Source organism: Pseudonocardia charpentierae, from assembly GCF_031845345.1.
In the GTDB taxonomy this organism is placed as follows: Bacteria; Actinomycetota; Actinomycetes; order Mycobacteriales; family Pseudonocardiaceae; genus Pseudonocardia; species Pseudonocardia charpentierae.
This window is the reverse complement of record NZ_JAVREJ010000013.1, coordinates 133579-155488: the sequence shown is the minus strand read 5'-3', so window position 1 is coordinate 155488 and position 21910 is coordinate 133579. Positions and strand designations below refer to the sequence as shown.

18 protein-coding genes are annotated in these 21910 nt (G+C 72.2%); 5 read left to right on the top strand and 13 right to left on the bottom strand.

All coding sequences use genetic code 11. The features are described from left to right. Positions 1-14: 14 nt before the first annotated feature. The 6 genes from RM445_RS18920 to RM445_RS18895 form a co-directional block, all read right to left on the bottom strand. Positions 15-392 carry an STAS domain-containing protein gene (locus RM445_RS18920; RefSeq protein WP_311557993.1) on the bottom strand — a complete coding sequence of 126 codons (378 nt, stop codon included), beginning with the start codon at positions 390-392 and terminating at the stop codon, positions 15-17. Between the two features lie 47 nt (positions 393-439). Then, positions 440-622 carry a hypothetical protein gene (locus tag RM445_RS18915; RefSeq protein WP_311557991.1) on the bottom strand — a complete coding sequence of 61 codons (183 nt, stop codon included), beginning with the start codon at positions 620-622 and terminating at the stop codon, positions 440-442. A gap of 28 nt (positions 623-650) precedes the next feature. After that, a complete protein-coding gene (locus RM445_RS18910; protein ID WP_311557989.1) occupies positions 651-2018 on the bottom strand; it encodes an ABC1 kinase family protein in 1368 nt (455 codons plus the stop codon). A 115-nt stretch (positions 2019-2133) separates the two neighbouring features. Then, a complete protein-coding gene (locus RM445_RS18905) occupies positions 2134-2664 on the bottom strand; it encodes a hypothetical protein (protein ID WP_311557987.1) in 531 nt (176 codons plus the stop codon). Between the two features lie 111 nt (positions 2665-2775). Further along, a complete protein-coding gene (locus RM445_RS18900) occupies positions 2776-3450 on the bottom strand; it encodes a response regulator transcription factor (RefSeq protein WP_311557985.1) in 675 nt (224 codons plus the stop codon). Positions 3451-3501: 51 nt separating this feature from the next. Then, complete coding sequence (locus RM445_RS18895; protein ID WP_311557983.1) at positions 3502-3873, bottom strand: response regulator; 372 nt, start codon at positions 3871-3873, stop codon at positions 3502-3504. A 135-nt stretch (positions 3874-4008) separates the two neighbouring features. Here RM445_RS18895 and RM445_RS18890 point away from each other — a divergent pair, with 135 nt between their 5' ends. Both RM445_RS18890 and RM445_RS18885 read left to right on the top strand, forming a co-directional pair. Then, the gene (locus tag RM445_RS18890; protein WP_311557981.1) at positions 4009-4821 is read left to right on the top strand and encodes a CPBP family intramembrane glutamic endopeptidase; all 813 of its coding nucleotides are present in this window, start codon (positions 4009-4011) and stop codon (positions 4819-4821) included. 113 nt (positions 4822-4934) lie between these two features. Next, positions 4935-6713: a sensor histidine kinase gene (locus tag RM445_RS18885; RefSeq protein ID WP_311557979.1), complete on the top strand. Its 1779-nt coding sequence runs from the start codon at positions 4935-4937 to the stop codon at positions 6711-6713. Positions 6714-6819: 106 nt separating this feature from the next. Here the strand turns inward: RM445_RS18885 and RM445_RS18880 are convergent, their stop codons facing one another. The 4 genes from RM445_RS18880 to RM445_RS18865 all read right to left on the bottom strand — a co-directional run bounded on the left by RM445_RS18880 (position 6820) and on the right by RM445_RS18865 (position 11780). Continuing rightward, positions 6820-7476 (bottom strand): hypothetical protein, encoded by a 657-nt coding sequence (locus tag RM445_RS18880; protein ID WP_311557977.1) that lies wholly within the window; start codon positions 7474-7476, stop codon positions 6820-6822. 82 nt (positions 7477-7558) lie between these two features. After that, positions 7559-9478 (bottom strand): helix-turn-helix domain-containing protein, encoded by a 1920-nt coding sequence (locus RM445_RS18875; RefSeq protein WP_311557974.1) that lies wholly within the window; start codon positions 9476-9478, stop codon positions 7559-7561. 86 nt (positions 9479-9564) lie between these two features. Next, entirely contained in the window at positions 9565-10938 is a 1374-nt protein-coding gene (locus RM445_RS18870) for an MFS transporter (protein ID WP_311557972.1), read from the bottom strand. 77 nt (positions 10939-11015) lie between these two features. After that, a complete protein-coding gene (locus tag RM445_RS18865) occupies positions 11016-11780 on the bottom strand; it encodes a 3-hydroxybutyrate dehydrogenase (RefSeq protein ID WP_311557970.1) in 765 nt (254 codons plus the stop codon). Between the two features lie 388 nt (positions 11781-12168). Here RM445_RS18865 and RM445_RS18860 point away from each other — a divergent pair, with 388 nt between their 5' ends. Continuing rightward, the gene (locus RM445_RS18860) at positions 12169-12858 is read left to right on the top strand and encodes a DedA family protein (protein ID WP_311557968.1); all 690 of its coding nucleotides are present in this window, start codon (positions 12169-12171) and stop codon (positions 12856-12858) included. Here RM445_RS18860 and RM445_RS18855 read toward each other — a convergent pair. Continuing rightward, on the bottom strand, positions 12848-13147 hold the full coding sequence (locus RM445_RS18855; RefSeq protein ID WP_311557966.1) for a hypothetical protein: 300 nt from the start codon (positions 13145-13147) through the stop codon (positions 12848-12850). The genes RM445_RS18860 and RM445_RS18855 overlap by 11 nt on opposite strands. 226 nt (positions 13148-13373) lie before the next feature. Here RM445_RS18855 and RM445_RS18850 point away from each other — a divergent pair, with 226 nt between their 5' ends. Beyond that, on the top strand, positions 13374-14402 hold the full coding sequence (locus tag RM445_RS18850) for a cation diffusion facilitator family transporter (RefSeq protein WP_311558057.1): 1029 nt from the start codon (positions 13374-13376) through the stop codon (positions 14400-14402). 162 nt (positions 14403-14564) lie between these two features. Here the strand turns inward: RM445_RS18850 and RM445_RS18845 are convergent, their stop codons facing one another. Together RM445_RS18845 and gltB are read right to left on the bottom strand one after the other, a co-directional pair. Beyond that, positions 14565-16022, bottom strand: coding sequence for a glutamate synthase subunit beta (locus tag RM445_RS18845; RefSeq protein WP_311557964.1), 1458 nt, complete (start codon positions 16020-16022; stop codon positions 14565-14567). Beyond that, a complete protein-coding gene (gltB, locus tag RM445_RS18840) occupies positions 16015-20547 on the bottom strand; it encodes a glutamate synthase large subunit (protein ID WP_311558056.1) in 4533 nt (1510 codons plus the stop codon). The genes RM445_RS18845 and gltB overlap by 8 nt, the downstream gene beginning before the upstream one ends. A 454-nt stretch (positions 20548-21001) precedes the next feature. Here gltB and RM445_RS18835 point away from each other — a divergent pair, with 454 nt between their 5' ends. Then, the gene (locus tag RM445_RS18835; protein WP_311557963.1) at positions 21002-21820 is read left to right on the top strand and encodes a (2Fe-2S)-binding protein; all 819 of its coding nucleotides are present in this window, start codon (positions 21002-21004) and stop codon (positions 21818-21820) included. Positions 21821-21910: the final 90 nt, after the last annotated feature.

Here is a 21910-nt window from a genome sequence, read left to right as displayed (position 1 = left end):
CCCGCGGCGCGGGCTCAGTTCTTCAGCGCGGTGTCCAGATCCGGGTAGAGGCGCAGCAGGTCGCCCAGGTGCATGGCCGTCCAGGGACGGGTGACGGCCTTGTTCTCGCCGGCGACCAGCCGTAGCGCGATCCCGTCGTCGCCCAGGCGCGTGGCCAGCGCGGCGAGCGTGCCGAGCCCTGCGGAGCTGAGGAAGGCCACTCGGGTGAGGTCGGCGATGACCGACTCGACCGGGACACCGTCGGGGACACCCCCGCCGGGAGGGTGCAGGGCGGCGACCACCGTGTCGACGAGCTGGGGCGCGGTGTGCAGGTCCACCTCGCCACCGACGGTCAGGACGACCGCCGACCCGACGCGTGCGGTGTCTGCCGACATGAGGGGTCCGTCGGTCATGGGTGCACACTAACGGGCCAGTGACGGGCGGCTGCGACGCCGTCCGGTCACGAGGCGTCGTCGGCGGCCGGGAAGACCTCGTCGAGGGCGGCCTCGTCGGCGTCCGAGCCGTCGGCGGTCTGGCCGGTCCGCACGTCGTCACCTGCGTGGGCCAGGCCGACGTCGGAGATGTCCCTGTCCTCGTCGATCGTGCCCTCGTCGGTGCGGTCGTCGTCGGTCGGGTCGCTCATGTCCCCGACTACCCCTGCACCCGGAGGATCACCCTTCGGCGAACGCCGGCACCCATTTCTCGACGATCCCGCGGACCGCGACCGTGCAGTCGAGCTGGGCCAGCACGTTCATCCAGCCGGTCAGCACCCGCAGGAACACGAGGTGGTCCGCCGGCAGGGTCAGCGCCCGTCCGGTCTCCCGGTACGCCGCGCCCCGCAGGTCCGCCACGCGCGCTCCCTGGGCCGCCATCCACGCCCGGTCGAAGCGGAACCGCGGTACCCGGAGCGGGTCGGCCAACGCCCCGATGTAGGCGAGCACGTCGTCCGGCCCGATGTCGCCGTGGATGAAACCCTCGGCGCGCAGCAGCGCCATCATCTGCTCCCGCTCGCCGTCCGCCATGTGACGCAGCGTCCGGGCCAGCACCGGCGGTATCCCCCCGGGCATCGCCGCGGTCGCACCGAAGTCGACCATCCCCAGCCGGCCGTCGGTCAGGAGCAGGAAGTTGCCGGGGTGCGGGTCGGCGTGCAGCAATCCGATCCGTACCGGCGAGGAGAACATCGTCTCGACGATCGTGTGCCCGTGCCGGTCGTGGGCGTGGAGATCGGCGCCTTCCTCGGCCGGCTGCCCGATGATCCTCGCCAGCGACGTCCCGTCGAGCCACTCCGACACCAGCACCTTGGGCGCCGAGGCGATCACGGCCGGCACGTGCAGGTGCTCGCCGCCGCCGTACTCGGCGGCGAAGGCGCGCTGGTGGTCGGCCTCGGCGCGGTAGTCGAGCTCCTCCAGCGTGCGGGCCCGCAGCTCCCGCATCACCGCCCGCGCGTCGAGCCCCGGGACGATCAGCGTGAACAGCCGGGCGAACCGCTCGAGCACCCGCAGGTCCGTCTCCAGGGCCTGGTCGGCGCCCGGGTACTGGACCTTGACCGCGACGGGCCGCCCCTGCGCGGTCCGCGCCCGGTGCACCTGCCCGATGCTCGCCGCGGCCGTGGGCACGTCGTCGAACTCGGGCAACCGGGTGCGCCACTGCCGGCCCAGCTGTTCGTCGAGCATGCGGTGCACGTCGCGCGCAGGCAGCGGCGGCCCCTGTGCCTGCAGGCGCACGAGAGCGCGGCGGTAGGGCTCCGCCAGCTCGGCGGGCATCATCGACTCGTAGACGGCCAGCGCCTGGCCGACCTTCATCGCGCCGCCGCGCAACTGGCCGAGCACGGCGAACAGCTGCTCGGCGTTGCGTTCCATCATCGCGGCGGATACGGCGTCGGCATCCGCGCCGGCGAGCCGCCGTCCCCAGCCTGCGACCGCACGGCCGCCGAAAGCCAGCGGCAGGGCCGCGATCCGGGCCGTGCGCGCGGTCGTGCCTCGAGGAAGCCCGTTCCGGGGTGTGTCGCCGCCGGACCTGTCGTCACGAGGTGCATCCACGTATGCGCCCACCATCGTCTCCGTCTCTCCCGACGGTACCCGGCCGTCCCGCAGCTACACACATGATCGCGGTTGGGTGGGAGTCCGGAGGCCGCTGTGCGCGGCGCGTCCGGGTCTAGCCGTGGGCGACGGTCGGGTCGCTCGCGCGGTTCCGACGGCGCAGGCGGGCGGCCACCAGCAGCCCGAAATCGACGACGACGAGGCCCGTCAGGGCGGGGACGACGAGCGCGTCGGCGCCCGTTCCGCTCTCGTCGAACCAGTAACTCCAGCCGATCTTGAACAGCAGCGCCGCGTTGACGACGACGAACGCCCAGACCAGCGAGCGCCGCCAGATCGCGGCCGCGAGTGCGCAGAAGGTCAGGGGGACGATCAGCGATATCGCGATCTTCGCGGGCGTCCACTCCCCGAGCAGGTAGTCGCGCTCGACCTGGAGGAAGTGGACGACCGCGGGGTCAGGACGCGCCGGGGCCGGGAACCAGGCCATCGACGTGGCCAGTGCGATCAACGTGAGCACCATGCCCGTCGCGCTCCGCCGGTAGGCGAACCAGCAGAAGGGCAGGAAGAACAGGGGGCGCACGTACCAGCTGAGGACGTTGTGGTGGCGCGCCCACGCCCACGACGCCACATCGGCGAGCCAGTCGGCCATCGGTCTCCTCCTCGGGGTGACCCGTCGAGAATCGACGGCCCGGTGCTGCCGCGGCACCGGGCCGACCCGCGAGCTGTCCAGGGAAAACCCTCGTCCACGGGTCGCTGCCCGTCAGCGGCGCAGGAAGGCGAGCACCGCCAACACGCGCCGGTTGTCGTCGGGTGCGGCGTCGAGCCCGAGCTTGGTGAACATGGTCCGCACGTAGGCCTCCACCGTCTTCGGGCTGAGGAACAGCCGTCGGCAGATGGCCTGGTTCGACCGGCCTTCCGCCATGAGGGTCAGGACCTCGCGTTCTCGCTCGGTCAGGTCGTCGAGCGGGTTGTGCGCCCGTCGACGGCCGACGAGTTCGGCGACCACGGAGGGGTCGACGACGAGGCCGCCCGCCGCGACGCGCCGGACGGCGTCGCCCAACTCGTCGACGTCGGCCACCCGCTCCTTCAGGAGGTAGCCGGCCCCGCGCGCACCCGACTCGAGCAGTTCGAGCGCGTAACCCGGCTCGACATGTGCGGAGAGGACGAGGACCCCGACGGCGGGGTGGGTCGAGGCGAGCGTCCGGGCGGCGTCGAGCCCCTCCGTGGTGTGGGTCGGCGGCATCCGGATGTCGACCACGACGGCGTCGGGCGGGTCGGCGTGCACGGCGCGGAGCAGTGCCTGCGCGTCGGCGGCTCGCGCGGTGACGGTGAAGCCGGCGTCGGCGAGCAACAGGGCCAGACCTTGCCGGAACAGCGCGGCGTCGTCGGCGAGCGCAACCCGGAGGGCCGGCCGGGAAGCGGTCGTCTGCGACATGGCGACAACGTCGGGGAGCCGCTGTGGCCCTGTCAAGCACGGTTCTCCCGCTTACGGCGCCCGCGTCTCCTCGCCGAGCACCAGACGCAGCGCCGCGCCACTCAGTTCGTCCTTGGCGATGAAGCCGCGCGCAACGTTCTCGGCGACCCGGTTGCCGTAGTCGCTCCGCGACCGGCTCGACACCAGCACGACCGCCGGGGCGGGCGGATGCGCCGCGAGTTCCTCGGCGACGGCGAACCCGTCGGCCCCAGGTAGTTGCACGTCGAGCAGCACGACGTCCGGGTGCAGGTCGTGGGCCGCGACGAGGGCGTCGGGACCGTCGCCGGCCTCGCCCACGACGTCGAACCCGTCGGCGACCAGCACCATGCGCGCGAGCGCCCGGAACGGCGCGTGGTCGTCGACGATGAGCACCCGCACTGCCATGCCCCGATGCTCCGCCGATCGTCGGCGCACGCACCACAGGGTCAACCCTGCCGCGTTCCCCGGGTCCGCCCGCTACTGCCGGCCGCCGTCCCGCCAGACAGTTCATGGCGACCGTCCCGCAACAGAGGAGCCGCCATGTCAGCCATCGTCACCTGGACCCGGCGGCACCGTCTCGTCGCGTTCTTCGGCCTCACGTTCCTCCTGTCGTGGTGGTCGTGGCCGTTCTACGCGGTCGACCTGGCCCCCACGGCGTTCTTCCCGTGCGGTCCGCTGGTCGCGGCGCTGATCGTCATCGGCATCGCGGAGGGTCGGGCCGGCTACCGGGACCTGGGCGCCCGGATGATCCGCTGGCGGGTCGGCTGGACGTGGTGGCTGGTCGCCGTGGGCACGCCGCTCGCCGTCCTGGCCGTCGCTGCGGTCGCCAACGTGGCGATCTGGGGCGCACCGGCACCCGTTCTGGCCACGATGGCCTGGTCGCAGCTCGCGCTCGGCGCGGCGGTCCGGTTCGTCAACCCGCTCGACGGACCGCTGGGGGAGGAGCCCGGCTGGCGGGGCTACGCGCTCCCGCAGCTCCAGGCACAGCGCTCACCGCTGGCGTCCGGCCTCGTCCTGGCCGTCTTCGTGGCCCTGTGGCACCTGCCGCTGGTGGTGACCGGCCAGCTCGCCGCCGTCGCTCTCCCGATCACCTTCGCGATCACGCTGGTCTACGTGTGGCTGTTCAACCGCACCGGCGGCAGCGTCCTCATGACGCTGGTGTTCCACATCGCCCAGGGTGTGCACTACGGCGCGCTCGGGTTCACCGGTGCGGACGCCGCGCGCATGGACTGGCTGACCGGGGTGCTCTGGTTCGCCCTCGCCCTCGGTGTGATCGTTCTCGACCCCGGAGCGTGGCGGGCCGCCCCGGCGGCCTCGAAGGCGGCGGGTCAGGTGGAGCCGGCCGCACGCTGAGCGCGGTCGGTCGGCTCCCTCGGGCCTTTCGACCCGGCCGTCGCGCGGTCTAGAGTCGGCCGCCAGCCGGACCGGCCGCCGGCCGGCTGGCCTCGCGACGATCGGCGGGAGCGATGGCGGGCGACACGGTCGTTCGGCCCCGGACCGGGAGCGGTTCCGAGCTGTTCGACCGCGTCGCCGTGGCGATCCATCGGCGCGGCGTCCGGGTCGCGCTCTGGTCCGCCGCAGCGGTGGCCGAGGTGGCCGTACTCGCGCCCCTCGTGCTCCGCGGTGGCCCGGTGAATCCCATCGAGGTCGTCCTGCGCCTGGTCGGCGGGTCCTTCACCGCCTGTGGCCTGGTCGCCTGGCAACGCCGCCCGGACAGCCGCAGCGGCATGTTGATGACGGCCACCGGCTTCGCGTTCCTCCTGCCGGCGCTCTTCTCCGAGCATGAGTCCCTGTTCGCGGCGACCGTCGCGAGCTGGCTCTCCGACCTGTGGACGCTCTTCTTCATCCCGCTGCTCCTGACCTACCGCACGGGCGGCCGGTTGCCGACGACCGTCGATCGCGTGCTCGTCGGCGCGGTGGTCGTCGAGATCGTCGTTCTCGCCCCGCTCTGGCTGGTCTTCGCCGACGACCCCGCCACGTTCCTGCTCGTCGTCCCGGACGCGGAGATCGCCCAGGTCGTCGACACGGTGCAGCGTGGCCTCTACCTCGCGCTCTCGGTGGGCACGGCCGTCGTCGTCGCCGTGCGTTGGCGCGCGTCCTCGACTCCGGGGCGCCGCGCGATGCTGCCGAGCGTCGCGGGTGCGCTCTGCCTGCTCCTGTGGTCGGTGCTGCTGACCGTCGACCTCGTCTGGGGCGGCACGCGTCACCCGCTCCTCCTGTGGATCACGGTGTGCTCGATCGTGCTCGTGCCGGTCGCGTTCCTCACGGGCCTGTTGCGGTCCCGGCTGGCGCGCGGCGGTCTGGCCGACCTGTTCGGCGGGCTCGCCACGATGCATCCCGCCGACCTGCAGACGGCACTGGCACGGGTGCTGCACGACCCGGCGTTCGCGATCGCCTACGCCGTGCCGGACGGCGGATTCGTCGACGTCGACGGCGCGCCGGTCGAACTCCCCAGGTCGGCGTCCGGCCGATCGGTGTCGCGGATGTCGCGCGACGGCGTGGCGGTCGCCGCGCTCGTGTACGACCGGTCGCTCGACGACGACCCCGAGCTGGTCGAGGCCGTCGGTGGGGCGGCGACGATCGCACTGGAGAACCGACTGCTGCAGGCGCAGTCCGACGCGCGGCTCGCCGAGCTCCAGGCCTCCCGGCAGCGGCTCGTCACCGCCGCCGACACCGAACGGCGTCGCATCGAGCGCGACCTCCACGACGGCGCCCAGCAGCGGCTGGTCACCTTGGCACTGCAGCTCTCGCTGATCCAACGGCGCATCCGGGACGACCCGGGCGCCGCCGAGCAACTGGTCGCCGGTGCGAGCGCCGAACTCGCCATGTCCCTGGCCGAACTGCGCGAACTTGCGCGGGGGATCCACCCGGCGGCGCTCGAGCAGGGCCTCGAACCGGCGCTCCAGGCGCTGGTCTTACGCTCGGCGGTCCCGACGGAGCTGGTCGTCGAGCCCGGCCCCCGACTGCCGAGGCCGGTCGAGTTCGCGGCGTACTTTGTGGCGTCGGAGGCGCTGGCGAACGTGGCGAAGTACGCCGGCGCCACGGCGGTGACCGTCCGGCTCACCCGTAGCGCGACCGGTGCGGGGGTCGAGATCGCCGACGACGGGGTGGGCGGCGCCGACCCCTCCGCGGGCACCGGCCTGCGCGGCCTCGCCGACCGTGTGGAGGCCCTCGGCGGCCGGCTGCGGGTGACGAGCCCGCCGGGCGGCGGGACGGTCGTCGCCGCGGAGCTGCCGACGTCCTGACCCCAGGCGTACCGAAACGCAAGACTCGCGTGCAGGAACGCAAGACTCGCGTGCAGGAACGCAAGACTCGCGCCACGTCGTCACGTACGTCCCGCGAGTCTTGCGCTCAGGTACGCGAGTCTTGCGTCTGTGTGCGCGAGTCTTGCGTCTGTGCTCGCGCGTGCTGCCGGTCCTGGGTGATCAGCCAGCCGCCGAGCGCGGCTACCGCGAGGCCCAGCGGGGTGCCGTAGGGCGGCATCCCCGAGTTGTAGGCGAGTAAGCCGCCGACGACGACCGCGACCGACACCGCGACGGGGACGACCCGCGCCCGCAGCCAGGCGACGCCCTGCAGCGCCCAGCCGAGCGCGAGCAGCACGTAGCTGAGCAACCCGCCGACCTGCAGGATCGTCGTCTTCGAAACGACGAAGGCCTGCGGCAGCACCTCCGCGAGCCAGGGTGCAGCGAAGGCGTCGAACCACATGTTCCCGCCCTGCGTCATCGTGCCGAGCAGGGCGACGAGGAAGGCGAACAGGCCGAACCGCCCGCATGCGGGGCCCAGCCGCTCGTGCAGGGCGACGAGTGCGACCAGCAATCCGACGAAGGCGAAGAAGAACGCGGCGTTGACCGTCAGCACCACGGGGTCAGTGGCGAGCACCAGGCGGTCGTCGACCAGGGGGAACCGGCCGAGATCGGTGACGGCGAAGAAGACGCCTGCGGTGAGCGCGACGGCGCCTGCGTGCCGTGCCAGCGGCGATGACTGCGGTGGATGCGATGACTCGGCCATGTGCTGCTCCTCCCGGGCACCGGCGAGTGTTCGCTGCCGGGGCGTTCCGGGGCAGAGGGCCGACCCTCACCGTGGTGCAGGGCTACCCCTGCCGCGTGGTACGCAGCCGATGCAGGCGCAGGGCGAGCTGGATCTCGAGCGCGCGCTCCGGGGACTGCCAGTCGTCACCGAGCAGGGAGGCCACGCGGTCGAGGCGCTGGCTCACGGTGTTGACGTGCACGTGCAAGGCGGAGGCCGCCCGTCGGGGGCTCGCGCCCGCGGAGAAGTACGCCGCCAGCGTGCCGGCGAGGTCGCTGCCGCGGCGGACGTCGTAGTCGAGCAGGGGACCGAGGACCCGCGCCAGGTAGCCCTCGACGTCCGCGCCCGCGCCCAGCACCAGGCCGGCGAAGCCGAGGTCCCTGGCCGAGCCGCCTGTTCCCGCCAACCCCAGCGCAACGAGCGCGTCCGCCGTCCGTCCCGCCTCGGCGTAGGCGGTGGCGAGTCCGCGCGCCGGCGTCAACGGACCGCTCGCGCCGACCGTCACGGTCCCGCTCGCCGCGGGACCGCCGACACGCCGGACGAGGTCGGTCGCCGCGGCCGAGGCGTCGCGGCCGGGCAGCAGCACGACGACGCCGTCGCCGTGCTCGGCGACCAACGCCCGCCCGTCGCCGAGTGCGCCCGCGGCCAGCGCGATGCCCCGGCGGCGGGGTTCGTCGCACCGGCACACCGCCAGGACATGGGGGGTCTGCAGCCGCAGGCCCAGCACCCGGCCACGCTCGACGAGGCCCCGGTCCACCGCGGTCTGCTCCGCCCCCGGAATGCGGCTGAGGAGCTCCGTGAGCAGGTCGGTGCGGACCCGTTGGTCCGTCTCGGCCGCCCGCAACCGGAACGCCAGCACCACCGCGGTGACCATCGCTGCGCGCTCGACGGTGCGGCCCTGCCCCGCGTCGAGACCCCCGCGGCCGCCGAGGACCAGCGTGCCCAGCCGCTGGCCCGCAGCGGTCACGGCGACCGCCCACATGCCGTCCGCCTCGGCGAGCCGGCCCGTCTCCGCGGAGCGCCGGACCGCGGGCGCGTCGGCGAGAGGATCGGCGAACCCCTCCGCGCTGCCGTTCGCGCTCCCGTTCGACGGGTTCCGGCCGAGCCTGTCCGGCACCGGGCCGTGGGCTGCGAGCCGGCTCCCGTCGACGTCGAGCACCGCCACCCAGCAGGCCAGCACCTCGCCGAGCACCGCCGTGATGTCGTCGACACCGCCCCCTGCCAGGACGACCCCGACGAACCGGTCGTGTGCCGCCGCGGCCTGGGCGATGCCCTCGTGCGCGGTCGACAGCGCGGCCAGCGTCGCGGCCGTCGCGGCGGCGCGGCGGGACTGGACCAGCGAGACGGCGGCGAGTGCGGCCAGCGAACCCAGCAGGGCCACCTCGTCGTGGTGGAACCGGCGACGGGTCCGGTTCGAGGCGAACAGCACGCCCACGAACTCGTCGCCGACCAGCAGGGGCGTGCCGCAGATCCCGATCAGGCCCTCGTCGTCGACCGCCGCGTCGATCTCGTTCGTGTGCCGGAACTGCTCGTCCGCGGGGTAGTCGGCGCTCCAGTACGGGCGGCGGGTCTGCGCGACGAGCCCGCCCAGCCCGGCGCCCAGCGGCAGCCGCAGCGCCTGGAACCGCGCCGACACCGAGCCGGCCGTCGCCCGCATGTAGGTGTCGCCGCGTTCGGGATCGTGCAGGGTCAGGTAGGCGACGTCCGCGCGCAGCAACGTGCGGGCGCGGCGCACGATCGCGTCGAGGACGTCGCCGGGGTCGGGCAGCGAGGCCAGATCACGTGCGGTGTCGACGAGCGCGGACAGCTCGGCTTCGCGCCGCCGGAACGCGTCGAGCCCGGCGCGCACCCGCAGCGCGAGGTCGCGGGCGGCGTCGCCGTCGTCGGGATCGGCCGCGGCCAGCGCCCTGGCCTTCTCCTCGATCTGCTCGGCCGGCGCGTCCGCCGCGAGCAACCGGAGCAGCTCGAGGGCGGTGCGGGGCACGATGTCGATCCTGCCATCGACGTGCTCCGCGGCCGAGCGAGAGCGGCGAAGGCCGCTCTCGCTCAGGTCGTCGGCGGGGGAGGCGCTCAGCGGGTGCCGCTCCATGGCTTGGAGTCGCCGATGCCGTGGTCCTCGGCGAGGTCACGACGGCTGGTCTCGGTGTACGTGGCCACCGCCAGGATCGTGACCAGCGCGCAGACCGCCACGTAGACAGCCACGGCGTAGCCGCTGTCGAAGGTCGTGTAGAGGTACACCGCGACGAGCGGTGCGATGCCCCCGGCGAAGATGGACGCGAGCTGGTAGCCGATCGAGACGCCCGAGTAGCGCACCTTCGTCCCGAACAGCTCGGACAGGAACGCCGCCTGCGGGCCGTACATGGCCCCGTGCAGCACCAGCCCGACGACCACCGCGATCGCGATGAGGGCGAAGTTCTTCGTGTCGACGAGCCAGATGAACGCGAACGCCCACACCCCGACACCGCCGGCACCGAGAAGGTAGAGCGGCTTGCGCCCGTAGCGGTCGGACAGCGCGCCCCAGATCGGGATCGTGATCAGGTGCACCACGGCACCGATGAGCACCGCGCCCAGCACGAACCGGCTCGACAGGCCGAGGCGCTGCGTCGCGTAGGTGGAGATGACGATCGTGAAGATGTAGTACGAGACGTTCTCGGCGAACCGGGCGCCCATCGCGGTGAACACCTCGCGCGGGTAGCGCCGGAACACCTCGAGGATCGGCATCGAGTCCTTCTCGCCCGAAGCTGCCCGCTCGGCCGCCTGGGCCTGTGCCTCGCGGAACACCGGCGACTCCTCGACGGCGAGCCGGATCCAGAGCCCGATCAGCACCAGCAGCGCGGAGGCGAGGAACGCGACCCGCCAGCCCCACGCCGCGAACGCCTCGTCCGTCTGGACCGCGGCGAGTAGGAAGAGCAGCCCGTTCGCCAGCAGCTGTCCCAGCGGCACTCCGGCCTGCGGCCAGCTCGCCCAGTACCCGCGGCGGGCGGGGTCACCGTGCTCGCTCACGATCAGGACGGCCCCGCCCCACTCGCCACCGAGGGCGAACCCCTGGATCAGGCGCAGCACGACGAGCAGCGTCGGTGCCCAGATCCCGATCGTCGCGTAACCGGGCAGGAGCCCGATGGCGAACGTCGCCGCACCCATCAGCAACAGGCTGAAGACCAGCAGTTTCTTGCGGCCGATCTTGTCGCCGTAGTGCCCGAAGACCAGACCTCCGACCGGGCGGGCGATGAACCCGATCGCGAAGGTGCCGAGCGAGGCGAGCGTCCCCACGGCGGGATCGCTCGCCGGGAAGAACACCGCCGGGAACACGAGCGCCGCCGCGACGCCGTAGAGGAAGAAGTCGTACCACTCGACGGTCGTGCCGGCCATGCTGGCGGCCACGACCTTGACGATGTTCGTGCCGGAGCCCGTGTCGGGTCCGGGTCGTCCTGCTGCGCGCGTCATCGTTTCTCCCGATCGCCTCGCCGATGTTGCCCGGGAACCCCTCGCACCCGGGCTGGTTCATCCGCCCTGTATCGCGGTTAGTGCGCCGTCCAGCCCCCGTCGAGCGAGAGCGACGCCCCGGAGATCGACGCCGACGCCGGCCCGTAGAACACCGCAGCCAGTTCGGCCACCTCATCGGGCTCGACCAGCCGCTTCACGGCGACCGGGGTCAACATGATCTTCTCGATGACCTCGTCCTCGCCGATCCCGTGCCGGGCCGCCTGGTCGGCGATCTGCTTCTCGACCAGGGGCGTCCGCACGTATGCCGGGCTGACGCAGTTGCTCGTGACGCCGTGCGGTGCGCCTTCCAGGGCGATCACCTTCGACAGCCCCTCGAGGCCGTGCTTGGCCGTGACGTAGGCCGACTTGAACGCGCTCGCCCGCAGGCCGTGCACGCTCGAGATGTTGATGATCCGGCCCCAGCCGCGGTCGTACATGTGCGGCAGGACCCGCCGGGACAGGCGGAACGGTGCCTCCAACATGATCTTGAGGATCAGGGAGAACCGTTCGGGGTCGAACTCGTGCACCGGCGAGACGTGCTGCAGCCCGGCGTTGTTGACCAGCACGTCCACCTCGCCGGGCAGCGCGTCCACCGCGGCGAGGTCGGACAGGTCGCAAACGACGGCTTCGATCCCGGCCACGTCGCGGGCCAGCGCCTTGACCCCGGTCTCGTCGCGGTCGACGGCCAGCACGGTGGCGCCGTCTGCGGCCATCCGCCTGGCCACCACTGCACCGATCCCGCTGGCGGCGCCGGTGACGAGGGCGGTGCGGCCGGTCAGCGGGCCGTCGGACTGGTTTGCCATGGTGGAAGACCGTAAGCCCGGTCACCCGGCACGTCTGTAGACCGGACCTCCATACTTCGCCACTAATTCATGTGGGGATCACACACTGCTGTGTCGACGCGCCGGTGGACGTCGCGCCTGCTCAGGGTGATCCGGGACGGTCGGACGCCGCCGACTGTGCCGGGCAACGTGTGGACCCCCGGCTCAGACCCGGGAAGAAATAACGCTACGGTAACGCTGCAGATGTCACGGGCGAGACACCTCGGGTAGGGGTGGACTTCCTCAGGGTGGAAGCAGGGGAAGCCCCCATGTGCCGCCCGAAGAGCGTCTGTCACGCTTCAAGCGCCACACCCGGCACCGCACGTCCCCCGGCTCCGCGTCGGTGGGCCGGACCGAGGAGGACCACACGGTGGATCTCGTGAGGCTGTTCGACGCCTGTCTGCACAGCCTCTGGCTTCTGCCCGTCCTCGCCGTGATGATCGCTGCCGACGGCCCCGTCCCCGTCCTGCCCAGCGAGACCATCCTCATGTCCGCCGCCGCCGCCGCCTTCGGGACCCACGATGTCCGCGGCATCATCGGACTCTTCGCGGCCGCGGTCGTTGGATCCGTCGCGGGCGACATGATCTGCTTCTGGCTCGGCCGGAGCTCGAACCGCTTCCTGCCGGCCGCTGCCCGCGCGGAGTGCAGCTTGACGCAGTGGGTCAAGGCCAACCTCTTCCGGCGTCCCGTCGTCGCTCTCGTCGGCGCCCGGCTGCTGCCCGGCGGGCGCCTGGTGAGCACCGCGGCCGCCGGCCGCGTCGGCCTACCGCTGCGCCGCTTCGTGGCAGGTTCGCTGGTCAGCTCGTCGGTGTGGAGCCTGTACATGCTCGCCGTCGGCATGCTGCTGGGCCCGATCGTCGGGGGCAACCCGTTCCTGAGCCTGGCCGCCGGCGTGGCCATGGCCGTGCTGACGGCCGGTGGATTCGCGCTCGTCCAGCGGCTGCGGGCCCGCCGCCGTCCGGTGGTCGTCGCGGTCACGGAGGCGCCGGCTCCGGCACCCGTCGCGGTCGTCCTGCCGGTCGCCACGGCGCCGGTGGCCCCCGCTCTCGTCACTCCCTGATGTCGGGGGCCCGGAACGCCGGGTCGTCGGGATCTGCTCCGGGAGTCGGCTCGATGCCCGGCAGAACCGTGTCGTCGACGGCCGCCTGAGCAGCGGCAGGCGAGTCCTCGGGGGCGTCGGTGACGACGTCGGGCCGGTGGTCGTGGGTGAGCTGGTCGAGCAGATCGCGCTCGTCCTCGGTCAGCGGCCCGTCGTCCGGCCGATCGCCCGGTTCTCCGACGTCGCTGCCCGTGTCCATCGCCGAGTCCAGCGTCGTGGGATCCTGATTCACGTCGTCGCCCGGCGTCATGTGCCGCGGATACCCGGCGAGGCGACGATGAACCCGTCGCGGCTGGAGAACGTCGACCGGTGTCGGGGGAGGCTCCCCGTTCCCCCGACACCGGTCATCACGATCAACGCTCGAGTCGCCCTGTGGTTGTGCCCAAGGTTGGCGGACCGCCCGAAAGGCGACATCTTCATCCGTTCGGGACATCGATCGTGCGACGTCGCACCGGCGAACTTAGCCTTCGCAAGTGGTGGACGAGAAGGACGAGCAGGACGCGAAGGGCGGCGGCGAGAGCACGCTGACCGTTCTCGTGGCGATGGGAGCCAACGCCGGGATCGGCGTGCTCAAGCTGGTCGCAGCGATCTTCACCGGCTCGGCGGCCATGTACGCCGAGGCCGCGCACAGCGTGGCGGACACGGCGACCGAGGTGCTGCTGCTGACCGCTCTCAGGCGCTCCGACCGCAAGCCGGACCGGCAGCATCCCTTCGGGTACGGCAAGGAGCGCTTCTTCTGGGCCCTCATCGCCGCGGTCAGCATCTTCGTCTCCGGTGCCGTCTTCGCCGCGTACGAGGGCATCCGGACGATGTTCGGCGAGAGCGAGGAGCAGACGCTGGCGTGGATCGCCTACGCCGTGCTCGGCGTCTCCTTCGTCCTCGAGGGGACGTCGTGGCTCCAAGCCGTCCGGCAGCTGCGCAACGAGGCGCGGAACGACGAGACCACGCCGTTGCGCTGGCTGCGCGAGACCGACGACCCCACGGTCAAGACTGTGTTCTTCGAGGACAGCGCCGCGCTGATCGGCCTGCTGCTCGCGTTCGGGGGAGTCGGGCTGCACCAGCTCACCGGATCCGCGTTCTGGGACGGGCTGGCATCGGTGCTGATCGCCGTGCTGCTGACGGTCGTCGCCTACATCCTGGGTGGCACGAACAAGGGTCTGCTGATCGGCCGCCAGGCCGACCGGAAGACCGTCTACGCCCTGCGCGACGCTCTGGCCGAGCGGCAGGAGGTCGAGCAGGTGGTCGACCTGCTGACGATGACGCTGGGCACCGACCAGATCCTGCTGTGCGCCCGCCTCGACTTCGACGACGCCCTGGACGCGGCTTCGCTGGAACGGGCCTGCGCGGCGATCGACGCCGACCTGCGCGAGCGGTTCCCGGACATCGCCGAGATCTTCGTCGAGCCGGTCCCGCGTACGGACAAGGCGATCCGTGCGCGGGTGCTCGACCGCTACGGGACGGCGGGCGCGGAGCGCCTGCGGACGGGGTTGCAGCGCGACGGCTGAGCCAGCGCGCCTGTGTGGGGGCCGGTCGGTGTTCGCAGCATGGTGGCTTTGCTGCGGTCGGAGTGCAGCAAAGCCACCATGCTGCAATCCCCCGCGCCACCCGTAGCGGCGACGAGGGCCCGGCCGCGCACTGCGGCCGGGCCCTCGCGTCGTCCTTCTCGGTCAGGCCACCAGCGGGCGGTCCGTCGGGGCGATCGGGCGCGGCAGCACCGTGCGTCCGGTGAGGTACTCGTCGACCCCTGCCGCCGCGGCGCGGCCCTCCGAGATCGCCCACACGATCAGCGACTGCCCCCGGCCCATGTCACCCGCCGTGAACACCCCCGGGACGCTGGTCATGAAGTTCTCGTCGCGCGCGACGTTGCCGCGCGGGTCGAGGTCCACGCCCAGGCCCTCGAGCAGCGGGCCCTTCTCCGGGCCGACGAAGCCCATCGCGAGGAGCACCAGCTGCGCCGGGATCTCGTGCTCGGTGCCCTCCACGGCGACGAACCGGCCGTTCGCGTCGCGGGTGACCTCCACGAGCCGCTGCGTCGCGACGTTGCCGTCGGCGTCGCCGGTGAACTCGACGGTGTTCACCGCGTAGCGCCGCTCGCCGCCCTCCTCGTGCGCCGAGGCCACCCGGTAGACCATGGGGTAGGTCGGCCAGGGCATGTTCTCGGTCCGCTTCTCCGGCGGGGTCGGCATGATCTCCAGCTGCGTGACCGACGCCGCGCCCTGCCGGTGCGCGGTGCCGAGGCAGTCGGCGCCGGTGTCACCGCCGCCGACGATCACCACGTGCTTGCCCGCCGCGGTGATCGGCGGCTCGTCCAGGTCGCCCTGCTGGACCCGGTTGGCCCACGGGAGGTACTCCATCGCCTGGTAGATGCCGGTGAACTCGCGGCCGGGCGCGGGCAGGTCGCGGGCCGCCGTGGCACCGCCGGCGAGCACGACCGCGTCGAACTCGGTCTTCAGCTGCTCGACGGTGACGTCCGTGCCGACGTTCGTGCCCGGCCGGAACACGGTGCCTTCGGCCTCCATCTGGGCGATGCGCCGGTCCAGACGGAACTTCTCCATCTTGAACTCGGGGATGCCGTAGCGGAGCAGCCCACCGATCCGGTCGGCCCGTTCGAACACCGTGACGTCGTGCCCGACGCGGGTGAGCTGCTGGGCCGCGGCGAGCCCCGACGGGCCCGACCCGACGACCGCGACCTTCTTGCCCGTCTTCACCGGCGGGGGCTGGGGGACGACCCAGCCCTCCCGCCACGCGTGGTCCACGATCTGCAGCTCGACCTGCTTGATCGTCACCGCGTCGCTGTTGATCGCCAGCACGCAGGCGGCCTCGCACGGCGCCGGGCACAGCGTGCCGGTGAACTCCGGGAAGTTGTTGGTGGCGTGCAGCCGCTCGATCGCCTCACGCCACTCGTCGCGGTAGACGAGGTCGTTCCACTCGGGGATGAGGTTGCCCAGCGGGCAGCCCTGGTGACAGAACGGGATGCCGCAGTTCATGCAGCGCCCGGCCTGCTTCTCCAGCTTCTGGTCGGGGAACTCCTCGTAGACCTCGCGCCAGTCCATCAGGCGCAGATCGACCGGACGGCGCGTGGGCGCCTCCCGGGTGGTGGTGAGGAACCCTCTCGGGTCACCCATGTGCGGCCTCCATGATCGCCACGTTGGGGTCGCGGCCGTCGCGCTCGGCCGCCTCGCGCGCCTGCAGGACCCGCTTGAAGTCCTTCGGCATGATCTTGACGAAGCGGTCGACCGCGTCGTCCCAGTCGGTGAGCAGCCCGTGGGCCACCGCCGAGCCGGTCTCCGCGTGGTGCCGCTCGACGGCGTCGCGCAGCACCTTGCGGTCGTCTTCGTCCAGCGTGTCGATGTCCACCATCTCGAGGTTGACGCGGTGGCCCACATCGATTCCTGGGGTGGCGTCGAGCAGGTACGCCACGCCACCGGACATGCCGGCCGCGAAGTTGCGGCCGACCCGGCCGAGCACGACGGCCGTGCCGCCGGTCATGTACTCGCAGCCGTGGTCGCCCACGCCCTCGACGACGGCCAGCGCGCCCGAGTTCCGCACGCAGAACCGCTCGCCGACGATGCCGCGGACGAACAGCTCCCCGGACGTCGCGCCGTAGAGCAGCACGTTGCCGGCGATCACGTTCTCCTCCGCCACGAACGACGCCTCCGGGTCAGGGCGCAGCGTGATGCGCCCGCCGGACAGCCCCTTGCCGACGAAGTCGTTGCTGTCGCCGACCAGCCGCAGGGTTACCCCGCGCGGCAGGAACGCGCCGAAGCTCTGGCCTGCCGAGCCGGTCAGCGTGACGTCGATCGTGTTGTCCGGCAGACCGTCGGCGCCCCAGTTCCGGGTCACCTCGTAGCCGAGCATGGTGCCGACCGTGCGGTTGACGTTGCGCACGGGCAGATCCAGCCGGACGGCGTCGCCCGACTTCAGCGCGCCCTCGCTGAGCTGGATCAGGGTGTTGTCCAGGGCCTTCTCCAGCCCGTGGTCCTGGCTCGTGGTGCAGTGCCGGGACGCGCCCTCGGGCAGCTCGGGCTTGTGGAAGATCGGCCGCAGGTCCAGCCCCTCGGTCTTCCAGTGGTGCACGGCGGCGTCGACGTCGAGGACCTCGCTCTGCCCGACGGCCTCCTCGATCGACCGGAAGCCCAGCTCGGCGAGGTACTCGCGGACCTCCTGCGCGATGAAGCGCATGAAGTTGACGACGTACTCCGGCCGCCCGTCGAACCGCTTGCGCAGCTCCGGGTTCTGCGTGGCGACACCCACGGGGCAGGTGTCGAGGTGGCAGACGCGCATCATGATGCAGCCCGACACCACGAGCGGGGCCGTCGCGAAGCCGAACTCCTCCGCGCCGAGCAGCGCGGCGATCACGACGTCGCGACCGGTCTTGAGCTGGCCGTCGGTCTGCACGACGATCCGGTCGCGCAAGCCGTTGACCAGCAGGGTCTGCTGGGTCTCGGCCAAGCCCAGCTCCCATGGGCCACCCGCGTGCTTGATCGAGCTCAGCGGCGAGGCACCCGTGCCGCCGTCGTGCCCGGAGATGAGCACGACGTCGGAGTACGCCTTCGCCACGCCCGCCGCGACCGTGCCGACGCCGAGCTCGCTGACCAGCTTGACGTGGATGCGCGCCCTCGGGTTCGCGTTCTTGAGGTCGTGGATGAGCTGCTTGATGTCTTCGATCGAGTAGATGTCGTGGTGCGGCGGCGGCGAGATCAGGCCGACACCCGGGGTCGATCCACGGGTCTTGGCGATCCACGGGTAGACCTTGCTGCCGGGCAGCTGGCCACCCTCGCCGGGCTTGGCGCCCTGGCTGATCTTGATCTGGATGTCGTCGGAGTTCACCAGGTACTCGCTGGTGACGCCGAAGCGCCCGGATGCGACCTGCTTGACCGCGCTGCGCCGGAGGTCGCCGTTCGCGTCGCGGGTGTAGCGGTCGGAGTCCTCGCCGCCCTCACCCGTGTTCGACCGGCCGCCGAGGCGGTTCATCGCGATCGCGAGGGTCTCGTGCATCTCCTGGCTGATCGAGCCGTAGGAGATCGCGCCTGTGCCGAACCGCTTGACGATCTCCTCGACCGGCTCGACCTCCTCGATCGGCACCGGCGGGCGGAGCCCGGTCTTGAAGGTGAACAGCCCGCGCAGGGTGGCCAGCCGGTGCGCCTGCTTGTCGACGGCCTCGGTGTACTGCTTGAAGATGTCGTAGCGGCCCGCGCGGGTGGAGTGCTGCAGGCGGAAGACCGTCTGCGGGTTGAACAGGTGGATCTCGCCCTCGCGGCGCCACTGGTACTCGCCGCCGGTGATCAGCGAGCGGTGGTTGGCACGCACGCCGTCGGCCGGGTAGGCGCGGCGGTGGTGGGCCAGCACCTCCTCGGCGAGGACGTCGAAGCCGACGCCGCCCAGCCGCGACGACGTGCCGGTGAAGCAGGCGTCGATGACGTCCTTGCCGAGCCCGACGGCCTCGAAGATCTGCGCGCCGGTGTAGGAGGCGACCGTGGACACGCCCATCTTCGACATGGTCTTGCGGACGCCCTTGCCCAGCGCCTTGACCAGGTTCTTCGCGGCGTTCGCCGGGTCGACGCCGGGGATGTCGCCGCGGGCCGCGAGATCCTCGACGGTCGCCATGGCCAGGTACGGGTTGACGGCGGCGGCGCCGTAGCCGAGCAGCAGCGCGATGTGGTGCACCTCGCGGGCGTCGCCGGCCTCGGCGATCAGCCCGACCCGGGTGCGCGTCTTCGCCCTGACCAGGTACTGGTGCACCGCTCCGGTCAGCAGCAGCGACGGGATCGGGGCGTTGTCCTTGTCGACGCCGCGGCTCGACAGCACGATCAGCCGCGCGCCGTCGTCGATCGCCGCGGAGACCTCTTCGTTGATCTCCTCGAGGCGCCGCACGAGCCCCTCGCCGCCCCCGTCGGCCGGGAAGACCCCGCGGACGGTGTAGGAGGCGAAGCCGGGGTGGTTCCCGTCGTCGTTGATGTGGATGATCTTGGCGAGCTCGTCGTTGCCGAGCACCGGGAACGGCAGGACGACCTTGCGGCAGCTCGCAGGCCCCGGCGCGAGCAGGTTCTGCTCGGAGCCGATCTGACAGAGCAGCGAGGTCACCAGCTCTTCGCGGATCGCGTCCAGCGGAGGGTTGGTCACCTGGGCGAAGAGCTGGATGAAGTAGTCGTAGAGCGCGCGCGACCGCTCCGAGAGGAAGGCGAGCGCCGCGTCGTTGCCCATCGAGCCGATCGGCTCCGCGCCCGCGGTGGCCATCGGCTTGAGGATGACGTTGAGCTCCTCCTCCGTGTAGCCGAAGGATTGCTGGCGCTGGCTCAGTGCCGCGTGCGAGTAGACCTCGCGGTCGCGCACGGGCAGGTCGTCGAGGTGCAGCAGGCCGGCGTGCAGCCAGTCCTCGTACGGGTGCTCGGCGGCCAGCGCGCCCTTGATCTCGGCGTCGTCGACGATGCGGCCGGCCTCGGTGTCGACGAGGAACATGCGGCCCGGCTCCAGCCGCCCCTTCTTGACGACCGCGCCCGGGGGCACGTCCAGCACTCCGACCTCGGAGGCCAGCCCGACCAGCCCGTCCTCCGTGACCCAGTAGCGGGCCGGGCGCAGGCCGTTGCGGTCGAGCACGGCGCCGATGACGGTGCCGTCGGTGAAGCTGACCAGCGCGGGGCCGTCCCAGGGCTCCATGAGGGTGGAGTGGAACTCGTAGAAGGCCCGGCGTGCCGGGTCCATCTCCCCGTGGTTCTCCCACGCCTCCGGGATCATCATCAGCACCGCGTGCGGCAGGCTGCGCCCGCCCAGGTGCAGCAGTTCGAGCACCTCGTCGAAGGTCGCCGAGTCGCTCGCGTCCGGGGTGACGATCGGCGAGAGCCGCGCCAGGTCGCCCGGGATGAGGTCGGTGGCCAGCAGCGCCTCGCGAGCGGCCATCCAGTTGCGGTTGCCGCGCAGGGTGTTGATCTCGCCGTTGTGCGCGACGTAGCGGTAGGGGTGCGCCAGCGACCACGAGGGGAACGTGTTCGTCGAGAACCGGGAGTGCACCAGCGCCAGCGCGCTCGTGACCCGCTCGTCCGCGAGGTCGGGGTAGAAGGCCTCGAGCTGCGGCTCGGCCAGCATGCCCTTGTAGACCAGCGTGCGGGGCGACAGGCTGGGGAAGTAGATCCCCGTCTCGTGCTCCGTGCGCTTGCGCAGGCAGTACGTGCGTCGTTCGAGCGCGATCCCGGTGAGCGGCGCATCCGCCGGGTCGCCGTCCGCGGTGACGAACAGCTGACGGAACCGTGGCATCGCCGCCCGTGCGCTGGGGCCGATATCGGCCTTGTCGACGTCCGTCGGGACGTCGCGCCAGCCGAGCACCCGCAGGCTCTCCTCGGCGGCGAGCTTCTCGATCCGCGCGACGGCGGTCGCGGCCTGCTCGTCGTCCGTGGGCAGGAACGCGGTGCCCACCGCGTACTCCCCGGACGGCGGCAGCGCGAAGTCGACGACGCCGCGCAGGAACTCGTCGGGGACCTGGATCAGGATGCCCACACCGTCGCCGGTGTTGTACTCGGCGCCGCGGGCACCGCGGTGCTCGAGCCGCAGCAGCGCCGTGAGGCCTCTCCGGACGATCGAATGATCGCGTCGTCCGGCGAGGTCGGCCACCAGGGCCACGCCGCATGCGTCGTGCTCGTTCTCGGCGGAGTACATACCGGCGGTCGCGGCAACGGCCCGGTCGCTCGTGGCAGCCAAGAGTTCCTCCTGTCGTCTCGGTGCACCCCGACGCCTGCATCGGGACGACGTGTAGTTGGTGCGAAGTGTCGGATGCACCCGTGTACCGAGCAACTCGTCCGATCGGGGGAGCCCGGTTTACCGAGCCTTCCGAGCGGGCGAGCCGCCTCCGGACGGCCGGAGGTCAGCCGACGACCCCTCGGTGGGATGTCGCCAGGCCTGGTACGGGTCCGACCGCACGCACCGTCGCGTGCGGTTTTCGCGCCCACAAGCGTCGCATGCAGTGACGCGGAAAGGCCAGCGCAAGACGAGTGAGCGAGGCGACGTCGCACCGGGGCACGTGATGTGCAAGTACCCGGCGTAGAGCAGCGTGGGGAAAGGCAATCACCCGAACGGCCGTGCCGTCACCGGTGTGGCCGGGCAGGCTGGGGGTGTGACGGAGGTGACCGACGTGCGCGCCCTGCTCGCCGACGTCGCGGGCATCGGGCCGTTCTTCGCCGTGGACACCGGTCGAATCGCGCCGGGGGAGGGGTGGGTGCCGGTCGGCGCGCTCGCGGACCCGGGCGATCCGCTGGCGGACCGGATCGCCGCGGTCGGTACGGCGCTGGGCACCGACGGGCGGGTTGCGGCGTCGATCGCCTTCCAGGGGTTCGCGGCCCAGGTCGTCGCACCGCTCTTCGCCGCCGTCGCCGTGCACGGGGTGCTGCCGGAGGCGTCCGCGCCACCCGGACGACCCGGCGATCGTGCTGAGGCATTCGCTGAGGCATTCGCTGAGGCCTTCGCCGCGACCCTGCACTGGCGCCCCGGCGGTGCCGGCCCGTGGCTGTGGTGGCCGGGCGACGCGGACCGGGTCGAGCCGTGCCCGGAACCGTCGGGACTTCGGACGCTGCTCACCGGCGTGCTCGCTCCGGTGGTCGTCGCCGTCCGGGCACGCGTGCCGGTCGCGGAACGGGTGCTGTGGGGCAACGTCGCGTCGGCCGTGGCGAGTGCCCGACAGCTGGTCGCCGCCGGCCGCCCCGACGCCGCTCCGCGCGCCGCCGAGGTCGCCCGGCACCTGCTCGCGACGCCCCCGCTCGCGGCCACGGCGACGGTGCGCGCCCCGGAAGCGCCCGACGTCGGGTGGTCCTTCCGGCGCCGCTCGTGCTGTCTGTTCCACCGCGTCCCCGGCGGTGGGCTCTGCGGCGACTGCGTGCTGCGCGGGCCCCGCGGCGAACGCCGCACCGCCGACCGGGGCGCACAGGACACCGCCTAGACTCGCCACCAAACCGGCCGGCGGTGGCGCTCGCGTCCTGCTCCGGCGACCTACCCGGTCGGTGGTCGTCGCCGCAGCGCGTCCGCGGCC

Excerpts from the sequence above, each read along its gene's own strand:
- RM445_RS18920 (WP_311557993.1), bottom strand. The coding sequence starts at position 392 with ATGACCGACGGACCCCTCATGTCGGCAGACACCGCACGCGTCGGGTCG.
- RM445_RS18915 (WP_311557991.1), bottom strand. The coding sequence starts at position 622 with ATGAGCGACCCGACCGACGACGACCGCACCGACGAGGGCACGATCGAC.
- RM445_RS18905 (WP_311557987.1), bottom strand. The coding sequence starts at position 2,664 with ATGGCCGACTGGCTCGCCGATGTGGCGTCGTGGGCGTGGGCGCGCCAC.
- RM445_RS18900 (WP_311557985.1), bottom strand. The coding sequence starts at position 3,450 with ATGTCGCAGACGACCGCTTCCCGGCCGGCCCTCCGGGTTGCGCTCGCC.
- RM445_RS18895 (WP_311557983.1), bottom strand. The coding sequence starts at position 3,873 with ATGGCAGTGCGGGTGCTCATCGTCGACGACCACGCGCCGTTCCGGGCG.
- RM445_RS18890 (WP_311557981.1), top strand. The coding sequence starts at position 4,009 with ATGTCAGCCATCGTCACCTGGACCCGGCGGCACCGTCTCGTCGCGTTC.
- RM445_RS18885 (WP_311557979.1), top strand. The coding sequence starts at position 4,935 with ATGGCGGGCGACACGGTCGTTCGGCCCCGGACCGGGAGCGGTTCCGAG.
- RM445_RS18880 (WP_311557977.1), bottom strand. The coding sequence starts at position 7,476 with ATGGCCGAGTCATCGCATCCACCGCAGTCATCGCCGCTGGCACGGCAC.
- RM445_RS18870 (WP_311557972.1), bottom strand. The coding sequence starts at position 10,938 with ATGACGCGCGCAGCAGGACGACCCGGACCCGACACGGGCTCCGGCACG.
- RM445_RS18865 (WP_311557970.1), bottom strand. The coding sequence starts at position 11,780 with ATGGCAAACCAGTCCGACGGCCCGCTGACCGGCCGCACCGCCCTCGTC.
- RM445_RS18855 (WP_311557966.1), bottom strand. The coding sequence starts at position 13,147 with ATGACGCCGGGCGACGACGTGAATCAGGATCCCACGACGCTGGACTCG.
- RM445_RS18845 (WP_311557964.1), bottom strand. The coding sequence starts at position 16,022 with ATGGGTGACCCGAGAGGGTTCCTCACCACCACCCGGGAGGCGCCCACG.
- gltB (WP_311558056.1), bottom strand. The coding sequence starts at position 20,547 with ATGTACTCCGCCGAGAACGAGCACGACGCATGCGGCGTGGCCCTGGTG.